Here is a 21,126-nt window from a genome sequence, read left to right on the forward strand (position 1 = left end):
CGTGGCCGATAGTACCGACGTTTACGTGCGGCTTGGTCCGTTCGAATTTGCCTTTTGCCATTTCATTCTTCCTTCAAAAAGAGCGATTATTTATATTTTCAACAGTTCAACACCCACCTCTCTCCAATGAGAGAAGTGGATAATTTGCTTTACTTAGCTTTAGAAGTCACGATTGCATCGATAACGTTCTTCGGCGCTTCCGAATAGTGCTTGAATTCCATCGAATAAGTTGCACGGCCTTGCGTAGCCGAACGCAACGATGTCGAGTAACCAAACATTTCCGACAATGGAACTTCAGCCTTGATGATCTTACCGCCACCACCTTCGATTTCGTCCATACCCTGCACCATACCGCGACGTGATGACAAGTCACCCATCACAGTACCAGCGTAGTCTTCTGGCGACTCAACTTCAACCGCCATCATTGGCTCCAGAATAACCGGACTTGCTTTACGGCAGCCGTCTTTGAATGCCATCGAAGCAGCCATACGGAAGGCGTTTTCATTCGAGTCAACATCATGGTACGAACCGAAGAACAGTGTGACTTTAACATCCACAACTGGATAACCAGCCAAGACACCTGAAGTCAGTGTTTCACGAACACCTTTTTCAACTGCAGGAATGTATTCGCGTGGAACAGTACCGCCCTTGATCGCGTCAACGAATTCAAAACCTTTACCTGGTTCTTGCGGTTCAATTTTCAGAACCACGTGACCGTATTGACCACGACCACCAGATTGCTTAACGAACTTACCTTCGATTTCTTCGCAAGTTTTGCGAATAGTTTCGCGGTACGCAACTTGTGGCTTACCGACAGTCGCTTCAACGCCAAATTCACGCTTCATACGATCAACGATAATATCCAGATGCAACTCACCCATACCGGCGATGATCGTTTGACCCGATTCCTCATCCGTACGCACGCGGAATGATGGATCTTCAGCTGCCAGGCGATTCAATGCCAAGCCCATTTTTTCCTGGTCAGCTTTAGTCTTAGGCTCAACAGCCTGAGAAATCACCGGCTCTGGGAAAACCATACGCTCCAATACTACGAACGAAGCTGGGTCACACAATGTGTCACCAGTAGTTGTATCTTTCAAACCAACAACAGCAGCGATGTCACCAGCCAAAATCTCTTTGATTTCTTCGCGCTGATTTGCATGCATCTGAACGATACGGCCGATACGTTCTTTTTTATCCTTAACCGAGTTCAGAACGGTATCGCCTGAATTCAAAGTACCGGAGTAGCAACGCACGAAGCACAATTGACCAACGAACGGATCAGTTGCGATCTTGAATGCCAATGCTGAGAATTTCTCAGTATCTTCTGCTTTACGCGTAGTCGGCTCGTCATCTTCGTCCAAACCTGGGACAGGCGGAACGTCTGATGGCGATGGCAAGTATTCAATCACGCCATCCAACATCGCTTGCACACCTTTGTTTTTAAACGCGGTGCCGCACATCATAGGCACGATTTCACTTGCCAATGTACGTTGACGAATCGCTGCCTTGATTTCAGCTTCTGACAGATCGCCGTCTTCCAGATACTTGTTCATCAGTTCTTCTGATGCTTCAGCAGCGGCTTCCACCATGTTTTCGCGCCATTTTGCAGCTTCGTCAGCCAAATTAGCAGGAATATCACGGTAGTCAAACGTCATACCTTGTGTGTCATCGTGCCAATAGATCGCCTTCATTTTTACCAGATCGATCACGCCTTCGAACTTATCTTCCGCGCCGATAGGCACTTGCATAGGAACAGGATTAGCCTTCAAACGCGCTTTCATTTGATCGAAAACTTTGAAGAAATTCGCGCCAGTACGGTCCATCTTGTTGACGAATGCCAAACGTGGGACTTTGTACTTGTTTGCTTGACGCCATACTGTTTCAGATTGCGGCTGCACGCCACCAACTGCGCAGTAAACCATGCAAGCGCCATCCAATACACGCATCGAACGCTCAACTTCAATAGTGAAGTCAACGTGACCTGGTGTATCAATGATGTTGATGTGGTGCGGCTGGAAATTACCTGCCATACCTTTCCAGAAACAAGTGGTCGCAGCAGAAGTAATCGTGATACCACGCTCTTGCTCTTGCTCCATCCAGTCCATAGTGGCGGCGCCATCATGCACTTCACCAATTTTGTGATTTACGCCGGTGTAAAACAGAACGCGCTCTGTCGTTGTCGTCTTACCTGCATCAATGTGAGCCGAAATACCGATATTGCGGTAACGGTCAAGGGGAGTCTTGCGGGCCATGATTTAATCCTAAGTCTTTTAATGCACGAAACCGAGCGCTATTTTGTTTAAAAATATGCGCTCGGCTCGAACAAATTTCAGATAAAAACCAGTGCGTTTTCATAATGATCTTTACGAAAATGCACTGGCTCAGTCTATTAGAAGCGGAAGTGCGAGAATGCCTTGTTCGCTTCAGCCATACGATGTACTTCGTCACGCTTTTTCATTGCGCCGCCACGACCTTCCGAGGCTTCCAGCAATTCGCCAGCTAAACGTTGCGGCATAGACTTTTCGCTACGCTTGTTAGCGGCTTCACGCAACCAACGCATCGACAACGCCATACGACGGATAGGACGCACTTCAACCGGCACCTGGTAGTTTGCACCACCAACGCGGCGTGACTTAACCTCAACTAGTGGTTTGCAATTGCCGATGGCCAATGCGAACACTTCTAGTGGATCTTTGCCTGATTTAGTTTGAATGTGCTCGAAAGCACCATAGATGATGTTTTCAGCGACCGATTTTTTACCGGACAACATCAAGACGTTTACGAATTTCGCAACATCAACATTACCGAATTTTGGATCCGGCAATATATCCCGCTTGGGGACTTCACGACGACGTGGCATGTTACTTCCTTTTCAATCTTCAGTTGAGCGTGCGGATTAACCCACACTCTCGCGGACAGCCATCATAGCTCTCCACTTACTCGGCCCATTGGGGACCGACACCTATTCGCTAGTCTTGCGACTGACGAAATGACTTAATTACTTCTTAGCAGCTTTAGCGCGCTTCGAACCGTATTTCGAACGTGCTTGCTTACGATCTTTAACGCCTTGAGTATCCAATGCGCCGCGAACCATATGGTAACGCACACCCGGCAAATCCTTCACACGGCCGCCGCGTAACAACACGACGCTATGCTCTTGCAGGTTATGACCTTCACCGCCGATATACGAAATAACTTCGAAACCGTTGGTCAAGCGAACTTTAGCAACTTTACGCAAAGCCGAGTTTGGCTTCTTTGGAGTTGTTGTATAAACACGTGTACAGACACCGCGTTTTTGCGGGCTGTTTTCCAGCGCTGGCGATTTGCTTTTAACAACAGCAGATACGCGTGGCTGGCGAATCAGTTGATTGATGGTTGGCATCGTTTTTTCTATCCAACAAAATAAAACATTAATAACAAAATCCCGAAATCGATTGCCCGGGATTGGACAGATACTTGCGCGACAGATGGGCAGAAGCCCCACGCAGTTCGATTGGGCATATAGGAGGGAACGCACCGCAGACAACAAAAGAAGGCCAAAGAGCGTAGATTCCTAAAAACCTAGAATCGAGAACCGGCGAGTATATTCCTATAGCGCCATTTGGTCAACTGTGTTAACGCGTTACTTATTATGGAAGCACGGTTGTCTGATACTTGCAACACGTGATCTTTCCCTAAGGATCACCATCGCGTTCTGCATGCGCTCACGATCAAAGACTATTTTTCACAACGCCTTAAACTCACGCCATAATGCAAACCTTCTATTTTGTCTGCTAATCATGTCTTCTCTGCTGCGTCGAAACAATCTTTTTGTCCTGACAACTTATCTCCTATTGTCACTGGTGCCATTTGCGGCTCTGATGTTTGGGCAAAGCGTTACGCAGCCTGCGCGCATTGTTGCCATGACTTTCATAGCCTGGGTCACCATTTGGGCGATATTTAAGCGTCCGGCATGCTTTCATTGGTTATTACTTCCGGCGTTTATCGCACTGCCAACTGAGCTGTATTTGCGCTTGTATTATGGTCAGGGGATTTCCACCCACCATCTTGGACTTATCGTTGAGACCAGTCCAAGTGAAGCGATTGAATTTTTAGGCAGCAAGATCTGGCTGTTAGCGTTCATTTTGTTGTTTGTCGTGTTGTGGTGGGCATTGAGTTGGATTGCGGCCTGTCGTACTCGTGATCTCGACTGGGACAGCAATTCTCGCTGGGTTATCGGTTTGCTATTATTTTGTTGTTTTGGCGTTTGGCTGTACGGCCAGGAGGTTGGCATACGCACACCACAGAAGATACAAACTCATAGTGCAAATATCAGCAAACCAGCAAGCAGCTCACTGCAAAGTCACGATTTACCGGTTGCCGGCATTAATATAGCGCCCACGGATTCGACGTTTAACTCGACCATCTCGTCATTCAATTTGGGCAAACTGCCGAGTTGGGCCAGTATTCCATTTCAGGCAGAACCATTCGGCCGTACCTGGCCATTTGGCTTGGCCGTTCGCGGTTACGACTTTTGGCAAGAGCGCGAATATCTGACCGATTTACAATCCAAGAACACGCATTTCAGCTTTGAAGCCACTCAAACCAGCCAGCAAAACACGCCGCAAATTATGGTACTCGTTATCGGCGAATCTTCTCGCTATGATCGCTGGAGCCTTAATGGTTACCAGCGCGACACCAATCCCCTACTCAAGCAAGAGGCTAATCTGGTCAGTTTTTCCGACATGCTAACTGGCGTCGCCGCCACACGTTTATCGGTTCCCGTTATATTGACACGCAAACCTATTACGGAAAGCTTGCGCGCAGGCTTTGACGAAAAGTCCTTCATCACCGCATACAAAGAAGCCGGCTTTAAAACGTATTGGGTTTCCAATCAAATGTCTTACGGTAAATTTGACACGCCCATTTCGGTCTTCGCCAATGAGGCCGATTCCACCGAATTCCTCAATTTAGGCGGCTTTACCGATGCCTCCAGCTTTGATGAGGTGCTGCTGGCGCCATTGAAAGCGGCCATCGCTGATCCGGCTCCTAAAAAACTCATTGTGCTACATAGTCTTGGCAGCCACTGGAACTACAGCCGCCGCTATCCAAAGCAGTTCGACAAATGGCAGCCATCCTTATTTGGCGTGGACGACCCCGACTATACGAACAGAAGTACCAAGCCGGCATTGAACAATAGCTATGACAATGCGACGCTTTACACGGACTGGTTTTTATCGCAAGTCATCACGACACTGAAAGCATCCAAACAGCTCAGCGCCATGATGTACTTATCCGACCACGGCGAAACCTTGTATGACGGCAGTTGCAAAATTGCCTTCCATGGCCACAACACACAATTCGAATTTCATATCCCGGCGTTGATGTGGTATTCAGATCAATATAAGACGACTTACCCAGAGAAAATTGATCAACTCTATCGTCACAAACACGCTCGTTTAAACACCGAAAACATCTTCCATTCATTATTGGACATGGCCGATATTCACTATCCGGATGAACATCTGGAGAAGAGCTTTCTCAGCAGTCATTTGCGCCCACATAAGCGCTATGTCGACAGTTACGGTTGGTCAGATTATGACAACTCTCACTTCAAAGGAGATTGCCGTGAGGTGATCGATAGTGGCAAGCCGTTAGTACAAGTTAAAGACTGACGCTGAAAGGCCGCGTGCGTATAGTATTGTTGGCGTGTTTTCTCGACAAATTCAGGATCGCGCCAGTCGCATCCCGCTAAATTGCCAGCGCGCAGTCGCGGGGAAGAAGTTTCGATAAGTTAATCGCGCGTGACCAGCAGGAGTCGCGCAAGAAGACCCACGTAAAACATATTGATTGGCCATGAACTTACCGTTGTACTCGCCGACCGCTCCTGCCAGCGCTGCATAACCGGGATACGGCGCGTAGCTGCTGGAGGTCCATTGCCACACTTGGCCGAAATAATCGCCATCTTGAGGCGCAACAGCATTGGCAGCACACTCCCACTCGGCCTCGGTCGGAAGCCTCGCTCCGGCCCATCGCGCGTATGCTTCCGCCTCAAAGAATGAGATATGTGTGATGGGCTGATCTAATGCTATCGACCGCATTCCATACAATGTGAATTCCGTCCATGTCGGGTCAAATTGATTGGTCGACTTTTGCCAATACAACGGCTGCGTTAGTCTCTGCTGTGTCAGCCAATCCCAGCCCGCCGCCAACCACAGCAGTGGATTTTGGTATCCATCATCCTCAATGAAATCCCGATACTCACGATTACTCACCAGCCTCGTTGCTATTGAAAATTTCTCTATAAATTGGCGGTGGCGAGGGGTTTCGTTGTCAAAGAAAAATCCAGCTCCTGCATGGCCGATTTCTACTATGCCGGCTTCAAATTCTTGCCATTGCAAGGTTGGCAAAACACCTTTACGCTGCAGTTGATCTGAAACCAGCTCTTCTGATTTATACGCTGGCTTCAATGGATTTATGGAAAACAGATGCTTTACATCGGTGAGCAATAACTCCTGATGCTGCTGCTCATGTTGCAACCCCAGCTTCACCAACATTGCCAATTCCTTTGATACTTGCTCGGATAAGGGCATAGCAAGCACGTGCTGCATACGCTGATCAATATTGCGGCGATATGCTCGCACTTCACTCAATGAAGGTCGCGTTATCAACCCACGTTGCGCGCGCGGATGTTGTTCCCCGACTCCTTCATAATACGAGTTGAACAAGACTCTGAAAGCCGGATGAAATGGCCGGAAATCAGTCTCAAACCGCTCCAGGATAAATGTCTCGAAGAACCAGGTGGTATGTGCCAAATGCCATTTGACAGGACTCGCATCCGGCATCGACTGCACACAGCAATCTTCATCAGATAAGGGCTGTGCCAACATCAAAGTACCATCGCGCACGGCAGAAAATGTTGCCGCCAACGTAGTCATATTTATGTGCGCCACCACTGATGATTGCGGCTGCATACTCAGCTCCCTTGCGCATGACAAACCATGTACCACTGGCGTGAATCGCACCAGCTCTGCACCTTGCCGAAGCCGGCTTGCTGGAGCAAATCAATAAAACTTTGCTGCGTATATTTATAGCTGCTTTCAGTATGAATCCTCTCACCTTTTGCAAAGTGTCGCATGCCCCCGTTTTTCCAGCGTACGATGGTATCGCTATTCGCTTCCAAATGCATTTCTATGCGACTTTGTTGAGGATTAAAAAAGCCGCGATGACACCACTCAGCGAGATTGAAATCTGCATCTAGCAACTGATTCAAATGCTGCAAAAGATTCCGGTTGAAAGAGGCAGTTACTCCCAGCGCATCGTCATACGCAGCATCAAGAATCGCCTTATCCTTGATCAGATCGACGCCGATCAACAGACCACCATCATCGGCTATCGTTTTACGGATGCGATGCAACAGTCTTAAAGCTTCAAGCGGAGCAAAGTTACCAATTGATGATCCGGGAAAGAAGAATTGTCGACGTTCACGCGCAATTGAATACGGCAGTTCAAGCTCAACGGAAAAATCTATGCCGAGGCAAGTCATCTTGATATGTGGGAACTGCTGCTGTAGACAAATAACGGCTTCTTGCGAAAATTGCTCGGAAATATCTATCGCAACATAATGACGTGGCTGCAACTCAGGAAATAATTTCGCCGCCTTTGTACAGTTGCCAGCGCCTAGATCAATCAAGATTGAGCCGACGCCAAGCGCCTCAATTATTTGCGATGCATAACGCTCAAAAATTGCCGCTTCGGTGCGGGTCGGATAGTACTCTGGCAATTCGCAGATAGCTGCAAATAATCGAGAACCAAGAACATCATAGAGATATTTAGGCGATGTAAAAGCCTGTGGCGCCAGCAATCCGAATGCCAGCTGCGCGACGACTTCATCCGCAATTTCGTGCTGCAATGGGCGGTTATCAGCATGCTGCGGTTGTTGTATTTGAGCCAAGGAATTCTCCCCCATATTGAATAAATACAATTTATCCATCTCATACAGGTAAAACTCGGCCAACGCTGCGGCGATTTTCATTTAACAAAATTGCAAGAAATGAAATCACAACTCTGCGCCGTAAAACAAGTACTACTCTAGCAGCTAAAACAACTGAGTTGTTATGCTTTATTTTTTGGAAAAGATGGTCTTTACAAGCTTGTATCTATCGCACTTGATAATTGCTTGAGTCAAATTGAATTTCGAACCTATCCCCATCATCTTCGCCGACGCGAAGGTACATACAGCGTGGAACCCGGATTCCCGGGTTCGCGGGAATGGCCTGCTTTGTAGACTATTTGTGTTGATTTACTCAATCTCAAACCATAAATAAAAACGGCACTGGGAAAATTTCCCAGTGCCGTTTTGTATTGCTATCGATTATGTAGTACTAGCTAACGCATAAATTAAAAACTTATGCTTCGCCTTCTGATGTACCAAAAATTTCAGTTGATGTCACTTCGTCAGCCTGGCTGTTACGTGCTTGTTGCTCAGATTGCAGCAACGCTGTACGTTCTTCTGCTTCCCACTCGTCTTTTGCTTTACGAGCACGGTGGAATGCCAGACCTGTACCAGCAGGTATCAAACGTCCAACGATGACGTTTTCTTTCAAGCCACGCAAGCCATCGCGTTTGCCCATGATCGCAGCTTCGGTCAGGACACGAGTAGTTTCCTGGAACGATGCTGCAGAGATGAACGAGTCAGTCGACAACGATGCTTTGGTAATACCCAGCAAGACGTTTTCGTAAGTTGCAGGAATCTTCTCGCCAGCATTCATGCGATCATTTTCATCCAACAACTCAGAACGCTCGACTTGTTCACCAGTGATGTAGCCAGTATCGCCAGCATCAACCACTTGAACACGACGCAACATCTGACGCACGATCACTTCAATGTGCTTGTCATGAATCTTCACACCCTGCAAGCGATACACGTCCTGAACTTCGTCAACAATGTAACGTGCCAATGCTTCGATACCCAACAAGCGCAGAATGTCTTGCGGATCAGCTGGACCGTCAACAATCATCTCACCTTTGTTCACAACCTGGCCGTCATGCACCAGCACTTGCTTGTCCTTGGTGATCAAGAACTCATGCTTGTTGCCGTCCATGTCCGTGATTTCCAGACGTTGCTTACCTTTGGTTTCTTTACCGAATGCGACCGTACCGGTGACTTCCGCCAACATACCGGCATCCTTCGGTGAACGCGCTTCAAACAACTCAGCAACACGCGGCAGACCACCGGTAATGTCACGTGTTTTTTGCGATTCAGTCGGGATACGTGCCAACACTTCACCAACGTGAACTTGCTGACCGTCTTTTACAGTAATCAGCGCACCCACCTGGAAACCAATCGTCACAGCATGTTCAGTACCTGCAATCTTGACTTCCTGACCTTGTTCGTTCAACAGTTTGACCTGTGGACGTACAGTTTTGGTCACAGAGCCACGACGCTTCGCATCGATAACAACCAAAGTCGACAGACCTGTTACCTCGTCGATTTGACGTGCAACGGTCGAACCTTCTTCGACGTTTTCGAAACGTACCGTACCGGTGTACTCGGTAATAATCGGACGAGTCAACGGATCCCATGTTGCCAAAATCGCGCCAGCTTTGATGGTCAAACCATCATTAACAATCATGGTCGCACCATAAGGTACTTTATGACGTTCGCGCTCACGACCGTGGTCATCAGTAATCAATACTTCACCTGAACGGGAAATAACGATCAACTCGCCTTTACCGTTAGTGACATAACGCATGGTTGCAGTAAAGCGCACCACACCGTTAGATTTCGCTTCAACACTTGACGCTACTGCTGCACGTGACGCTGCACCACCAATGTGGAACGTACGCATCGTCAACTGTGTACCAGGCTCACCAATCGATTGCGCAGCGATAACACCGACTGCTTCACCGGCATTTACCAGACTGCCACGACCCAGATCGCGACCGTAGCACAAGCCACACAGACCGTAACGTGTGTCACATGTCAATGGTGTGCGAACCTTGACTTCGTCGATACCCAGACGCTCAATTTCTTCAACCATATCTTCGTCTAGCAAAGTGCCAGCTTCGTATAAAGTTGCCTGTGTTTCTGGGTTGACGATATCAAGCGCAGCAACACGACCAAGGATACGCTCACGCAGCGCTTCAATTACCTCACCACCTTCAACCATTGCCTTCATCGCTGCGCCGTTAGTCGTGCCGCAATCATCTTCGATCACAACCAGATCTTGCGTAACGTCAACCAGACGACGAGTCAGGTAACCGGAGTTAGCTGTCTTCAGCGCCGTATCGGCCAAACCTTTACGCGCACCGTGCGTAGAAATAAAGTACTGCAACACGTTCAGACCTTCGCGGAAGTTCGCGGTGATCGGTGTTTCAATAATCGAACCATCCGGTTTCGCCATCAGACCACGCATACCTGCCAGCTGACGAATCTGTGCTGCAGAACCACGCGCACCGGAGTCGGCCATCATGTAAATCGCATTGAACGATTCTTGTGTGCCTTTAGTACCATCGCGACGAATGACGTCTTCAACTTTCAATTGTTCCATCATGGCCTTACCGACGTCATCACCGGCTTTACCCCAGATATCAACAACCTTGTTGTAACGTTCGCCAGCAGTCACCAGACCAGATGAATATTGCTGTTCAATCTGTTTAACTTCTTGTTCAGCAGCAGCGATCAGGCCGACTTTTTGTGGCGGTACTAACATATCGTCAACGCAAATCGAAATACCAGCGCGAGTCGCCAAACGGAAACCGGACTGCATCAATTGGTCAGCAAACACTACTGTCGCACGCAGACCGCATTTGCGGAATGAAGTGTTGATCAGTTTAGAAATTTCTTTCTTCTTCAAGGCGCGATTCAACACTGTGAACGGCAAACCTTTAGGCAAAATTTCTGACAAGATCGCACGACCAACTGTGGTTTCGTAACGCTTGATAGTCTTAACGAATTCACCAGTCTCCAGATCTTTCGGGAACTCAGTGATACGCACAGTAATACGGGTAGCCAACGACACTTCTTTATTATCGTAAGCACGAATCACTTCCGACACATCAGGGAACATCATGCCTTCGTTTTTACCGTTGATCTCTTCACGCGTCGCGTAGTACAGACCCAACACGATATCTTGCGAAGGAACAATCGATGGCTCGCCGTTTGATGGGAACAAGATATTGTTCGATGCCAGCATCAATGTGCGAGCTTCCATCTGCGCTTCGATCGACAATGGAACGTGAACCGCCATTTGGTCACCGTCAAAGTCGGCGTTAAATGCAGCACAGACCAATGGATGCAATTGAATCGCTTTACCTTCGATCAGTACTGGCTCAAACGCTTGAATACCAAGACGATGCAATGTAGGCGCACGGTTCAACATGACCGGATGTTCACGGATCACGTCTTCCAGAATATCCCAAACGACTGGCGTTTGATTCTCAACTTCTTTTTTCGCCGCCTTGATAGTGCTGGCAATGCCCATCACTTCCAGCTTGTTGAAAATAAATGGCTTGAACAATTCCAACGCCATCAATTTCGGCAAACCGCACTGATGCAATTTCAGTTGTGGACCAACCACGATTACTGAACGGCCAGAGTAATCGACGCGCTTACCCAACAAGTTTTGACGGAAACGACCGCCCTTACCTTTGATCATTTCAGCCAATGATTTCAGCGGACGCTTGTTAGCGCCGGTCATGGCTTTACCGCGACGGCCGTTATCGAGCAACGAATCGACTGCTTCTTGCAGCATACGTTTTTCGTTACGGGTAATGATTTCTGGCGCGCGCAATTCCATCAAACGCTTCAGACGATTGTTACGGTTGATGACGCGACGATACAAATCGTTCAAATCAGAAGTCGCGAAACGACCACCATCCAACGGCACCAATGGGCGCAGTTCTGGCGGCAATACTGGCAATACTTCCATCACCATCCATTCAGGTTTGATACCTGAACGCTGGAATGCTTCCAATACTTTCAAACGCTTTGCGTATTTCTTGATCTTGGCTTCAGACTTGGAATCTTTCAAGTCTTGACGCAAAGTTTCCGCTTCACGGTCAATATCAATTGAACGCAACAATTCACGGATACCTTCGGCACCCATGAATGCGGTGAAATCATCGCCATATTCTTCGTACTTGGCTGCGTAGTCATCTTCCGACATGATCTGGCATTTTTTCAGCGGCGTCATACCTGGATCGGTAATGACATATGCTTCAAAATACAATACGCGTTCGATATCCCGCAGCGTCATGTCCAGAACCATACCCAGACGTGACGGCAGCGATTTCAAGAACCAGATATGCGCAGTTGGCGATGCCAACTCGATATGACCCATGCGTTCACGACGCACTTTAGCCAAAGTAACTTCAACGCCGCACTTTTCGCAGATCACACCGCGATGTTTCAGACGTTTGTACTTACCGCACAAGCATTCGTAGTCTTTGATCGGGCCAAAAATCTTGGCGCAGAACAAACCATCGCGCTCTGGCTTGAATGTACGATAGTTAATGGTTTCCGGCTTCTTGACTTCGCCATACGACCACGAACGAATTTTTTCGGGCGACGCTAGACCAATTTTGATCGCGTCGAATTGTTCATTTTGCTGAACTTGCTTGAATAAATCGAGCAGTGCTTTCATGTATCACTCCAGTTGGCGTGAAAAAACTAAATTCTTTAATTTGGTGAAACTGAGAATGGATGCATTACTGCATCCACTCTCTTTTCCTTACCTGTTGACGATGAACCGACTTAATTACGGTCGAGATCCATATCAATACCCAGCGAGCGGATTTCTTTCAACAATACATTGAACGATTCCGGCATACCTGCTTCGATTACGTGATCACCTTTGACCAGGTTTTCGTATACTTTGGTACGGCCGTTCACGTCATCCGACTTCACGGTCAACATCTCTTGCAATACGTATGATGCGCCGTATGCTTCCAATGCCCACACCTCCATCTCACCGAAACGCTGACCACCGAATTGTGCTTTACCGCCCAATGGTTGTTGCGTCACTAATGAGTAAGGACCAGTCGAACGTGCATGCATCTTGTCATCAACCAAGTGATGCAGTTTCAGGTAATGCATGTAACCAACAGTGACGCTACGCTCGAAAGCTTCACCAGTACGACCGTCATACATCGTTACCTGGTTTTTCGATGGCGTCATGCCCAATTGTTTAGCGATCGGATCTGGGTAAGCCAGATTCAACATACGATTGATTTCACCTTCATGAGCACCGTCAAATACAGGTGTCGCAAACGGCACGCCTTTTTTCAGGTTTTCTGCCAAATGGAAGATTTCATCGTCGCTTAAACTATCCAGATCTTCAACCTTGCCCGATTCGTTATAAATCGTTGCCAGGAATTTGCGCAGTTCTGCAATCTTGGTTTGCGCTTTCAACATTTCGCCGATACGCAGACCCAGACCTTTAGCAGCCCAGCCCAAATGGACCTCGAGAACCTGACCGATGTTCATCCGTGATGGAACGCCCAATGGGTTCAACACGATGTCCGCTGGAGTACCGTCGGCCATGTGTGGCATATCTTCAATCGGCAGAATGCGTGAAACCACACCCTTGTTACCGTGACGACCCGCCATCTTGTCACCAGGCTGCAAGCGACGCTTAACTGCCAGGTAAACCTTGACCATCTTCTGTACACCCGGCTGCAACTCATCGCCTTGCGTCAATTTCTTGCGCTTTTCTTCAAACGCCAAATCGAACTGATGACGTTTTTCAGCGATAGATTCTTTGATCGCTTCCAAAGCGTTGGCAGTTGGATCATCTGACGGACGAATATCGAACCAATGGTATTTATCCAGATCAGCCAGGTATTCCTTGGTAATCGCAGTACCCTTAGCCAATTTCTTCGGACCGCCGTTGACAACTTTACCAATCAACATCCGTTCCAGACGTTCAAAAGCATCGCCTTCAACAATACGCAACTGATCGTTCAAATCGAGGCGATAACGCTTCAATTCATCGTCAATAATTTGTTGCGCACGTTTGTCGCGAACGATGCCTTCACGTGTAAATACCTGAACGTCGATCACAGTGCCTACCATGCCTGACGGCACGCGCAGCGATGTATCTTTTACGTCTGAAGCTTTTTCACCGAAAATCGCGCGCAACAGTTTTTCTTCTGGTGTCAGTTGTGTTTCGCCTTTTGGCGTTACTTTACCGACTAACGTATCGCCAGCTTCAACTTCGGCACCGATGTACACAATACCGGCTTCATCCAGACGTGCCAGCTGGTTCTCAGCCAGATTCGAAATATCACGCGTGATTTCTTCGGCACCCAACTTGGTGTCACGCGCAACCACTGACAACTCTTCGATATGAATCGAGGTGTAGCGATCATCAGCAACGACTTTTTCGGAGATCAAAATCGAATCTTCGAAGTTATAGCCGTTCCATGGCATAAACGCGATCAGCATGTTTTGACCCAGCGCCAATTCACCCAGGTCAGTCGACGCACCGTCAGCGATAACGTCATGCTTAGCGACGCGATCACCAACTTGTACGATAGGACGTTGGTTGATGTTGGTGTTCTGGTTCGAACGTGTGTACTTGATCAGGTTGTAGATATCAACACCGACTTCACCAGCCAGCGCTTCTTCGTCATTCACACGAATAACGACACGACCAGCATCGACGTAATCGACGAGACCACCGCGCAAAGCCTGAACCGTTGTACCCGAATCGACCGCAACGGTGCGTTCGATACCAGTACCAACTAATGCTTTTTCCGGACGCAAGCAAGGAACCGCTTGACGCTGCATGTTTGCACCCATCAACGCACGGTTCGCATCATCGTGTTCCAGGAACGGAATCAACGACGCCGCTACAGAAACCACCTGACCGGTTGCCACGTCCATGTATTGAACGCGTTCTGGCGACACCAGAATTGTTTCGCCCGCTTCACGCGCAGAAACCAACTCATCAGATAGCTTGCCCGATTTGTCGATAGTCGCATTCGCCTGAGCGATGATGTAACGACCTTCTTCAATCGCCGACAAGAAATCAACTTGCTCAGTGATCTTGCTATCGACAACTTTACGATAAGGCGTTTCCAGGAAGCCGTATTCGTTCAAACGCGCATACAAAGCCAGCGAGTTGATCAAACCAATGTTCGGACCTTCCGGTGTTTCAATCGGGCAGACACGACCATAGTGCGTTGGATGCACGTCACGTACTTCAAAGCCCGCACGCTCACGTGTCAAACCGCCAGGGCCAAGTGCAGAAATACGACGCTTGTGCGTGATCTCTGACAATGGGTTGGTTTGATCCATAAACTGCGACAATTGTGACGAACCAAAGAACTCACGAATCGCTGCCGAAATCGGCTTGGAATTGATCAGATCATGCGGCATCAGGTTATCGGCTTCAGCTTGACCTAAACGCTCTTTAACTGCGCGCTCAACACGAACCAAACCGGCACGGAATTGATTTTCCGCTAGCTCACCGACACAACGAACACGACGGTTACCCAAGTGATCAATATCATCGACTTCGCCGCGACCATTGCGCAACTCAACCAAAATCTTGATTACGGACAGTACGTCTTCGTTCGACAATGTCATCGCGCCAGTCAATTCATCGCGACCAATGCGGCGATTGAATTTCATACGACCAACAGCCGACAAATCGTAACGATCTTCGTTGTAGAACAAGCCGTTGAACAATGCTTCAACTGAATCTTCTGTTGGTGGTTCGCCAGGACGCATCATGCGATAAATCGCAACCTTGGCGGCCATCTGATCATTGGTGTCATCGCTACGCAAAGTTTGCGAGATATAACCACCTTGATCCAGATCATTGGTGTAAAGCGTTTGGATATCAGTGACATCGGCTTCACGCAATTTCGCCAATAATTCTTCAGTCAACTCGTCGTTGGCATTGGCAACCACTTCACCAGTGTCTGCATCGACGATATTGCGCGCCAATACACGGCCCAACAGATAGTCTTCAGGAACCGAGATATGCTTAACGCCAGCAGCGTCGATATCACGCACATGCTTGGAGTTAATTCGCTTATCTTTGGCAACCAGAACATTGCCTGCTTTGTCTGTGATGTCGAAACGCGCAACTTCACCGCGCAAACGCTCTGCGACGAATTCCATCTCAGCGCCATCATTGCGCAAAGCGAAATTGTCGAAAACAAAGAAGTTAGCCAGAATTTGCTCATTCGACATGCCAATTGCTTTGAGCAAGATCGTGACAGGCATCTTACGGCGACGATCGACGCGGAAGAACAAAATGTCTTTCGGATCGAATTCAAAATCGAGCCATGAGCCACGGTAAGGAATGATACGTGCCGAAAACAGCAATTTACCGGATGAGTGTGTCTTGCCGCGGTCATGTTCAAAGAACACACCAGGCGAACGGTGTAACTGCGACACGATGACGCGCTCAGTACCGTTAATGACAAAAGAACCTGTCGTAGTCATCAAAGGCAATTCGCCCATGTAGACTTCTTGTTCTTTCATTTCTTTGACAACCGGCTTGGTTGGCGATTCTTTATCCAGAATGACCAGACGTACTTTGGCACGCAGAGGCGACGCGTACGTCAATCCACGTTGTTGGCATTCTTTTACGTCAAACGGTGGATCACCGAGGACATAAGAAAGAAATTCGAGACGCGCAAAACCATTGTGCGAAACGATAGGGAAAATAGATGAAAAAGCAGATTGCAAGCCCTCATTTTTGCGTTGAGACGGTATTTTGTCTGCTTGCAAAAAGCCTAAATAAGACTCAAGCTGGGTAGCCAGCAAGAACGGAACTTGATGAACGTTTGCACGCTTCGCGAATGATTTACGAATGCGTTTTTTCTCAGTAAATGAGTAGTGCATGGACACTCCGTGAGTGACAGGAAGGATGGAGAGTTCAGGATTCGATAAGTCATCCTTTTACCCAGGTAATTAACCAAAACTACGCCAGTTAATGCCCTAAGCAATCAGAAAACCCAACAGCTACGAAACCTCAAGTCTCAGCCCTTCAAGCTTGGCTGCAAAAAAGACCGCGGTAAAACCGTGTAATCGATTCAGACAAATTCAATCGAGTTAACACTAGCCATACTGACGAATCACACTTACTACAAAAACAAATAACAACAAAATCGAAAACGACAAAGGAGCCAAAGCCGAATCCTCACTTTTGTAAGATTCTGCACTTTGACTCCAGCGTCTCATCATAAAGAGAGACGCGTTTGCAAACTAAAATTACTTGATTTCAGCTTCTGCGCCAGCTGCTACCAATGTTGCAAGTGCTTTATCAGCGTCAGCTTTAGAAACGGCTTCTTTAACTGGTTTTGGTGCACCGTCAACCAGGTCTTTAGCTTCTTTCAAGCCTAAACCAGTGATTTCGCGAACAGCTTTAATTGTGCCAACTTTGTTTGCGCCAGCGCCTTTTAGCATAACTGTGAATTCAGTTTGCTCTTCAGCAGCAGCAGCACCGCCGCCAGCAGCAGCACCACCACCAACAGCAACAGCTGCAGCAGAAACGCCGAATTTTTCTTCGAATGCTTTAACCAAGTCATTCAGTTCTAGAACGGTCAATTTTTCAACTGCGTCTAAGATTGCATTTTGATCCATTTGAAACTCCTAATATATTTGATAATTACATCTGATTGGTATTAACACTAAAAAGCGCCGGGCGCTGCTTAATAAAATTAAGCAGTAGCAGCTTCGGCTTCTTTTTTCGCTGCCAAAGCAGCCAAACCACGCGTAAATCCTGCAACCGGAGCCATCATCATGCCCGCAACTTGGGCCAACAATACTTCACGGCTAGGGATATTTGCCAATGCTGTAACAGCCGCTTTATCAAGCGATTTACCAGCATAGTTACCTGCCTTAACAACCAATTTATCGTTGGTTTTTGCAAAGTCAGAAATGACTTTAGCAGCTGCAACAGCATCTTCCGAGATCGAGTAGATCAACGGGCCTGTCATTGCAGAGGCAAGATCAGCAAACGCAGTACCTTCAACAGCGCGACGTGCTAATGTATTTTTCAATACACGCAAGTACACACCTTGGGTACGCGCATTGGCGCGCAGTTGGGTCAAGTGACCAACCTGGATGCCACGGTATTCGGCCACGACGATAGTTTGCGCATTTTTTACTTTTGCGGAAACTTCGGCGACTACGGCCTTTTTGTCATTCAGATTAAGACTCAAGATCCATCTCCATTAATAATGCTCAGTATTAACGTAACCGGAATATGGCTACTACCTCGCATCGTTTCGAACACGGCGTCCGAAGTTAGGAGTTCAGTTCTAACGCAGTTTCCATTTGAAAAATACGCTATATCGAGACTACAAAACTTGCTCGGGCACACCATCTGCGTTGGGCACCAAATAATCACATCTGGCGTTTTAACTTTGTGCATTATCAATTTACAAAAACTTAAATTAACAATGCACGCCGCCCAACGGTCTTTGATTGTCTGAGCTGACAGTTACCTGTCAACTCAGCCCAAAGATCCACCCAATAAAATCAACATGTGATCTCATCAGGATTTAATTTTTTATTAGGCAACCAAACTAGATTGCTCAACACGGACACCAGCGCCCATAGTTGAAGACAGTGAAACCTTACGCAGGTAAACACCTTTACTAGTTGCAGGCTTAGCCTTGCTTAATGCATCAACCAAAGCTAACAAGTTAGCTTTCAATTCTGCATCAGTAAATGATTTACGACCGATTGTGGCGTGAATAATACCGGCCTTATCAGTACGGTATTGCACTTGACCAGCTTTAGCGTTTTTAACCGCTGTCGCGACGTCAGGAGTAACAGTACCAACCTTAGGGTTAGGCATCAAACCACGTGGGCCCAAAATTTGACCCAAAGTACCAACGATACGCATAGTATCTGGCGAAGCGATCACGATATCGAAAGGCATGTTACCGGCTTTGATAGACTCAGCCAGATCTTCCATACCAACAACATCAGCGCCAGCAGCTTTAGCTTGCTCAGCTTTTTCGCCGGAAGCAAATACCGCTACGCGAACACTTTTACCAGTTCCCGATGGCAATACCACTGAACCACGTACCACTTGGTCCGATTTCTTTGCATCAACGCCCAATTGAACCGATACGTCGATCGATTCATTGAATTTTGCTGTTGCGCATTCTTTGATCAACGCAATCGCGCTATCAAATGGATAGGCTTTAGTACGATCAACTTTTGCATTGAATGCTTTTACGCGTTTTGTTAACTTAGCCATTACAGACCCTCCACCGTGATGCCCATTGAACGGGCAGAACCGGCGATAGTACGCACAGCTGCATCCAGATCAGCACCAGTTAAATTTTTCTCTTTGATCTTAGCAATTTCTTGCGCTTGTGCTAGCGTAATCTTGCCAACTTTATCTGTATGTGGCTTCGGCGAACCTTTAGTGATGCCGGCAGCCTTTTTGATCAGATAAGTTGCTGGTGCAGTGTTCATCACAAATGTGAATGATTTATCTGCAAAAGCAGTGATCACAACTGGAATTGGCATGCCTGGCTCAACACCTTGAGTCTGTGCATTAAATGCCTTACAGAATTCCATGATGTTCAAACCACGTTGACCCAATGCTGGACCAATTGGAGGAGATGGGTTTGCTTTACCAGCTGGTACTTGCAGCTTGATAAAACCAATAATTTTCTTTGCCATGATGGCTCCTACGTTAAATGAGTATTAGCGCCTGTTGATTCGAATTTCATTACTACGAAGCAATGAAATCAAACTACTGAGGCTCCTCTCTTACTAATAATGACGAATTTTGCAAATCCATGCTTCTGTTGAATTTGCAGCGCCCCGTCCTGCGTTATTCTTTTTGCAGTCTTATACTTTTTCGACTTGACCAAATTCCAGTTCAACTGGAGTAGCACGACCGAAGATAGTTACTGTTACGCGTACACGTGATTTTTCGTAATTAACTTCTTCGACATTGCCGTTGAAATCAGTAAATGGACCGTCTTTAATACGTACCATTTCACCAACTTCATACAACACTTTAGGTCGTGGTTTCTCAACACCATCTTGCATTTGCTGCATGATTTTATCTACTTCATGCTGTGGAATCGGCGTCGGCTTGTTCGATTTTCCGCCAATAAATCCAGTAACCTTATTGGTGTTTTTGACCAAATGCCAGGTTTCATCAGTCATTTCCATCTCGACCAGGACATAACCTGGGAAGAAACGACGCTCTGTTACCGCTTTTTGGCCATTTTTGACTTCAATTACTTCTTCAGTCGGCACTAAAATTTCGCCAAACTGATCTTGCATGCCAGCACGTTCAGCGCGCTCACGCAGAGCACGCATCACACTTTTTTCCATGCCAGAGTAAGCGTGCACTACGTACCAGCGCTTCTTGCCCACAGGCACAGAAGCCGGCTGTGTAACCTCTGTTACTTCAACCGGCGTTTCCTGCATGTCATCGTGTGTACTTCCGCTCATTATTATTTCCAACCTAAAATCACGTCGTACAATAAAACCTCAAGGAGCTTATCTGTTCCCCAGAGGAAAATCGCCATTACCAACACAAAGACGAAGACAATTCCTGTAATCTGCATAGCCTCTTTACGCGTAGGCCAAACGACCTTTTTAGTTTCGCGTACAGACTCTTTAGCAAAACTCAAAAACTCACGACCTTGCGTCGAAGTCCAAGCCAGGCCAATTGCTACCAGCAAACCAGCAATTAACGCACCAGCACGAATAGCAGTAGTCTTATCCGACAAAAAATAAAAGCCGACTACGCCGGCAACGACAGCCAAAACTGCCAATACTACTTTGAGCTTGTCGCCAGATGGGCTGACAGTTTGAACAGGATGGTTTGCCATACGTTGATATACTTTCAGTACCCTACAACACCTAAATCGGTGGCAGGGACGGAGGGCATCGAACCCCCAACCTCTGGTTTTGGAGACCAGCGCTCTGCCAATTGAGCTACATCCCTAACGCGCTTTTACAACTAAACCTTACCACTTTTTGCAATCAAGTTGCTTATTCAGCTACACAACCCGATCAGACATCAACGCCGCGAAACAAGAATTTCTCGATTCGCGGCGCCTTACAGCTTATTTATTACTTAGTCTGCCAAGATCTCAGCAACAACACCCGCACCAACAGTACGACCACCTTCACGAATA

General features: G+C 47.4%; 14 protein-coding genes, 1 tRNA gene and 1 pseudogene. 1 reads left to right on the plus strand and 15 read right to left on the minus strand.

The features are described from left to right. From GEV47_RS19070 to rpsL, 4 genes and pseudogenes are all read right to left on the minus strand, one after another. A pseudogene (locus tag GEV47_RS19070) lies at window positions 1-61 on the minus strand (GTP-binding protein); the annotation flags it as partial. 88 nt (window positions 62-149) lie between these two features. Then, window positions 150-2,255, minus strand: coding sequence for an elongation factor G (fusA, locus tag GEV47_RS19075; protein WP_153236382.1), 2,106 nt, complete (start codon window positions 2,253-2,255; stop codon window positions 150-152). A gap of 137 nt (window positions 2,256-2,392) precedes the next feature. After that, entirely contained in the window at window positions 2,393-2,863 is a 471-nt protein-coding gene (gene rpsG / locus GEV47_RS19080) for a 30S ribosomal protein S7 (protein WP_153236383.1), read from the minus strand. 138 nt (window positions 2,864-3,001) lie between these two features. Further along, a complete protein-coding gene (gene rpsL / locus GEV47_RS19085) occupies window positions 3,002-3,385 on the minus strand; it encodes a 30S ribosomal protein S12 (protein WP_153236384.1) in 384 nt (127 codons plus the stop codon). Window positions 3,386-3,905: 520 nt separating this feature from the next. Between rpsL and GEV47_RS19090 the strand changes: the two genes are divergently transcribed. Beyond that, window positions 3,906-5,657 (plus strand): phosphoethanolamine transferase, encoded by a 1,752-nt coding sequence (locus tag GEV47_RS19090; RefSeq protein WP_228124816.1) that lies wholly within the window; start codon window positions 3,906-3,908, stop codon window positions 5,655-5,657. Between the two features lie 51 nt (window positions 5,658-5,708). Here the strand turns inward: GEV47_RS19090 and egtB are convergent, their stop codons facing one another. The 11 genes from egtB to GEV47_RS19145 form a co-directional block, all read right to left on the minus strand. Beyond that, window positions 5,709-6,956, minus strand: a complete 1,248-nt coding sequence (egtB, locus tag GEV47_RS19095; protein WP_228124817.1) for an ergothioneine biosynthesis protein EgtB — start codon at window positions 6,954-6,956, stop codon at window positions 5,709-5,711. A gap of 2 nt (window positions 6,957-6,958) precedes the next feature. Further along, the gene (egtD, locus tag GEV47_RS19100; RefSeq protein WP_153236395.1) at window positions 6,959-7,951 is read right to left on the minus strand and encodes an L-histidine N(alpha)-methyltransferase; all 993 of its coding nucleotides are present in this window, start codon (window positions 7,949-7,951) and stop codon (window positions 6,959-6,961) included. A gap of 439 nt (window positions 7,952-8,390) precedes the next feature. After that, window positions 8,391-12,629 (minus strand): DNA-directed RNA polymerase subunit beta', encoded by a 4,239-nt coding sequence (gene rpoC, locus GEV47_RS19105; protein ID WP_153236386.1) that lies wholly within the window; start codon window positions 12,627-12,629, stop codon window positions 8,391-8,393. A 110-nt stretch (window positions 12,630-12,739) separates the two neighbouring features. Continuing rightward, entirely contained in the window at window positions 12,740-16,846 is a 4,107-nt protein-coding gene (rpoB, locus tag GEV47_RS19110; RefSeq protein ID WP_153236387.1) for a DNA-directed RNA polymerase subunit beta, read from the minus strand. A 369-nt stretch (window positions 16,847-17,215) separates the two neighbouring features. Further along, window positions 17,216-17,587, minus strand: a complete 372-nt coding sequence (gene rplL / locus GEV47_RS19115; protein ID WP_153236388.1) for a 50S ribosomal protein L7/L12 — start codon at window positions 17,585-17,587, stop codon at window positions 17,216-17,218. 77 nt (window positions 17,588-17,664) lie between these two features. After that, a complete protein-coding gene (gene rplJ, locus GEV47_RS19120) occupies window positions 17,665-18,168 on the minus strand; it encodes a 50S ribosomal protein L10 (RefSeq protein ID WP_153236389.1) in 504 nt (167 codons plus the stop codon). A gap of 353 nt (window positions 18,169-18,521) precedes the next feature. Then, window positions 18,522-19,217, minus strand: coding sequence for a 50S ribosomal protein L1 (gene rplA, locus GEV47_RS19125; RefSeq protein WP_153236390.1), 696 nt, complete (start codon window positions 19,215-19,217; stop codon window positions 18,522-18,524). Continuing rightward, a complete protein-coding gene (gene rplK / locus GEV47_RS19130) occupies window positions 19,217-19,648 on the minus strand; it encodes a 50S ribosomal protein L11 (RefSeq protein WP_153236391.1) in 432 nt (143 codons plus the stop codon). The genes rplA and rplK overlap by 1 nt, the downstream gene beginning before the upstream one ends. A gap of 171 nt (window positions 19,649-19,819) precedes the next feature. Further along, window positions 19,820-20,410: a transcription termination/antitermination protein NusG gene (gene nusG / locus GEV47_RS19135; RefSeq protein WP_194270722.1), complete on the minus strand. Its 591-nt coding sequence runs from the start codon at window positions 20,408-20,410 to the stop codon at window positions 19,820-19,822. Window positions 20,411-20,436: 26 nt separating this feature from the next. Then, window positions 20,437-20,817 (minus strand): preprotein translocase subunit SecE, encoded by a 381-nt coding sequence (gene secE, locus GEV47_RS19140; RefSeq protein ID WP_153236393.1) that lies wholly within the window; start codon window positions 20,815-20,817, stop codon window positions 20,437-20,439. A 40-nt stretch (window positions 20,818-20,857) separates the two neighbouring features. Beyond that, a tRNA-Trp gene (locus GEV47_RS19145) sits at window positions 20,858-20,933 on the minus strand. Window positions 20,934-21,126: the final 193 nt, after the last annotated feature.

The organism is Glaciimonas soli (genome assembly GCF_009497155.1).
Taxonomy (GTDB): domain Bacteria; phylum Pseudomonadota; class Gammaproteobacteria; order Burkholderiales; family Burkholderiaceae_D; genus Glaciimonas; species Glaciimonas soli.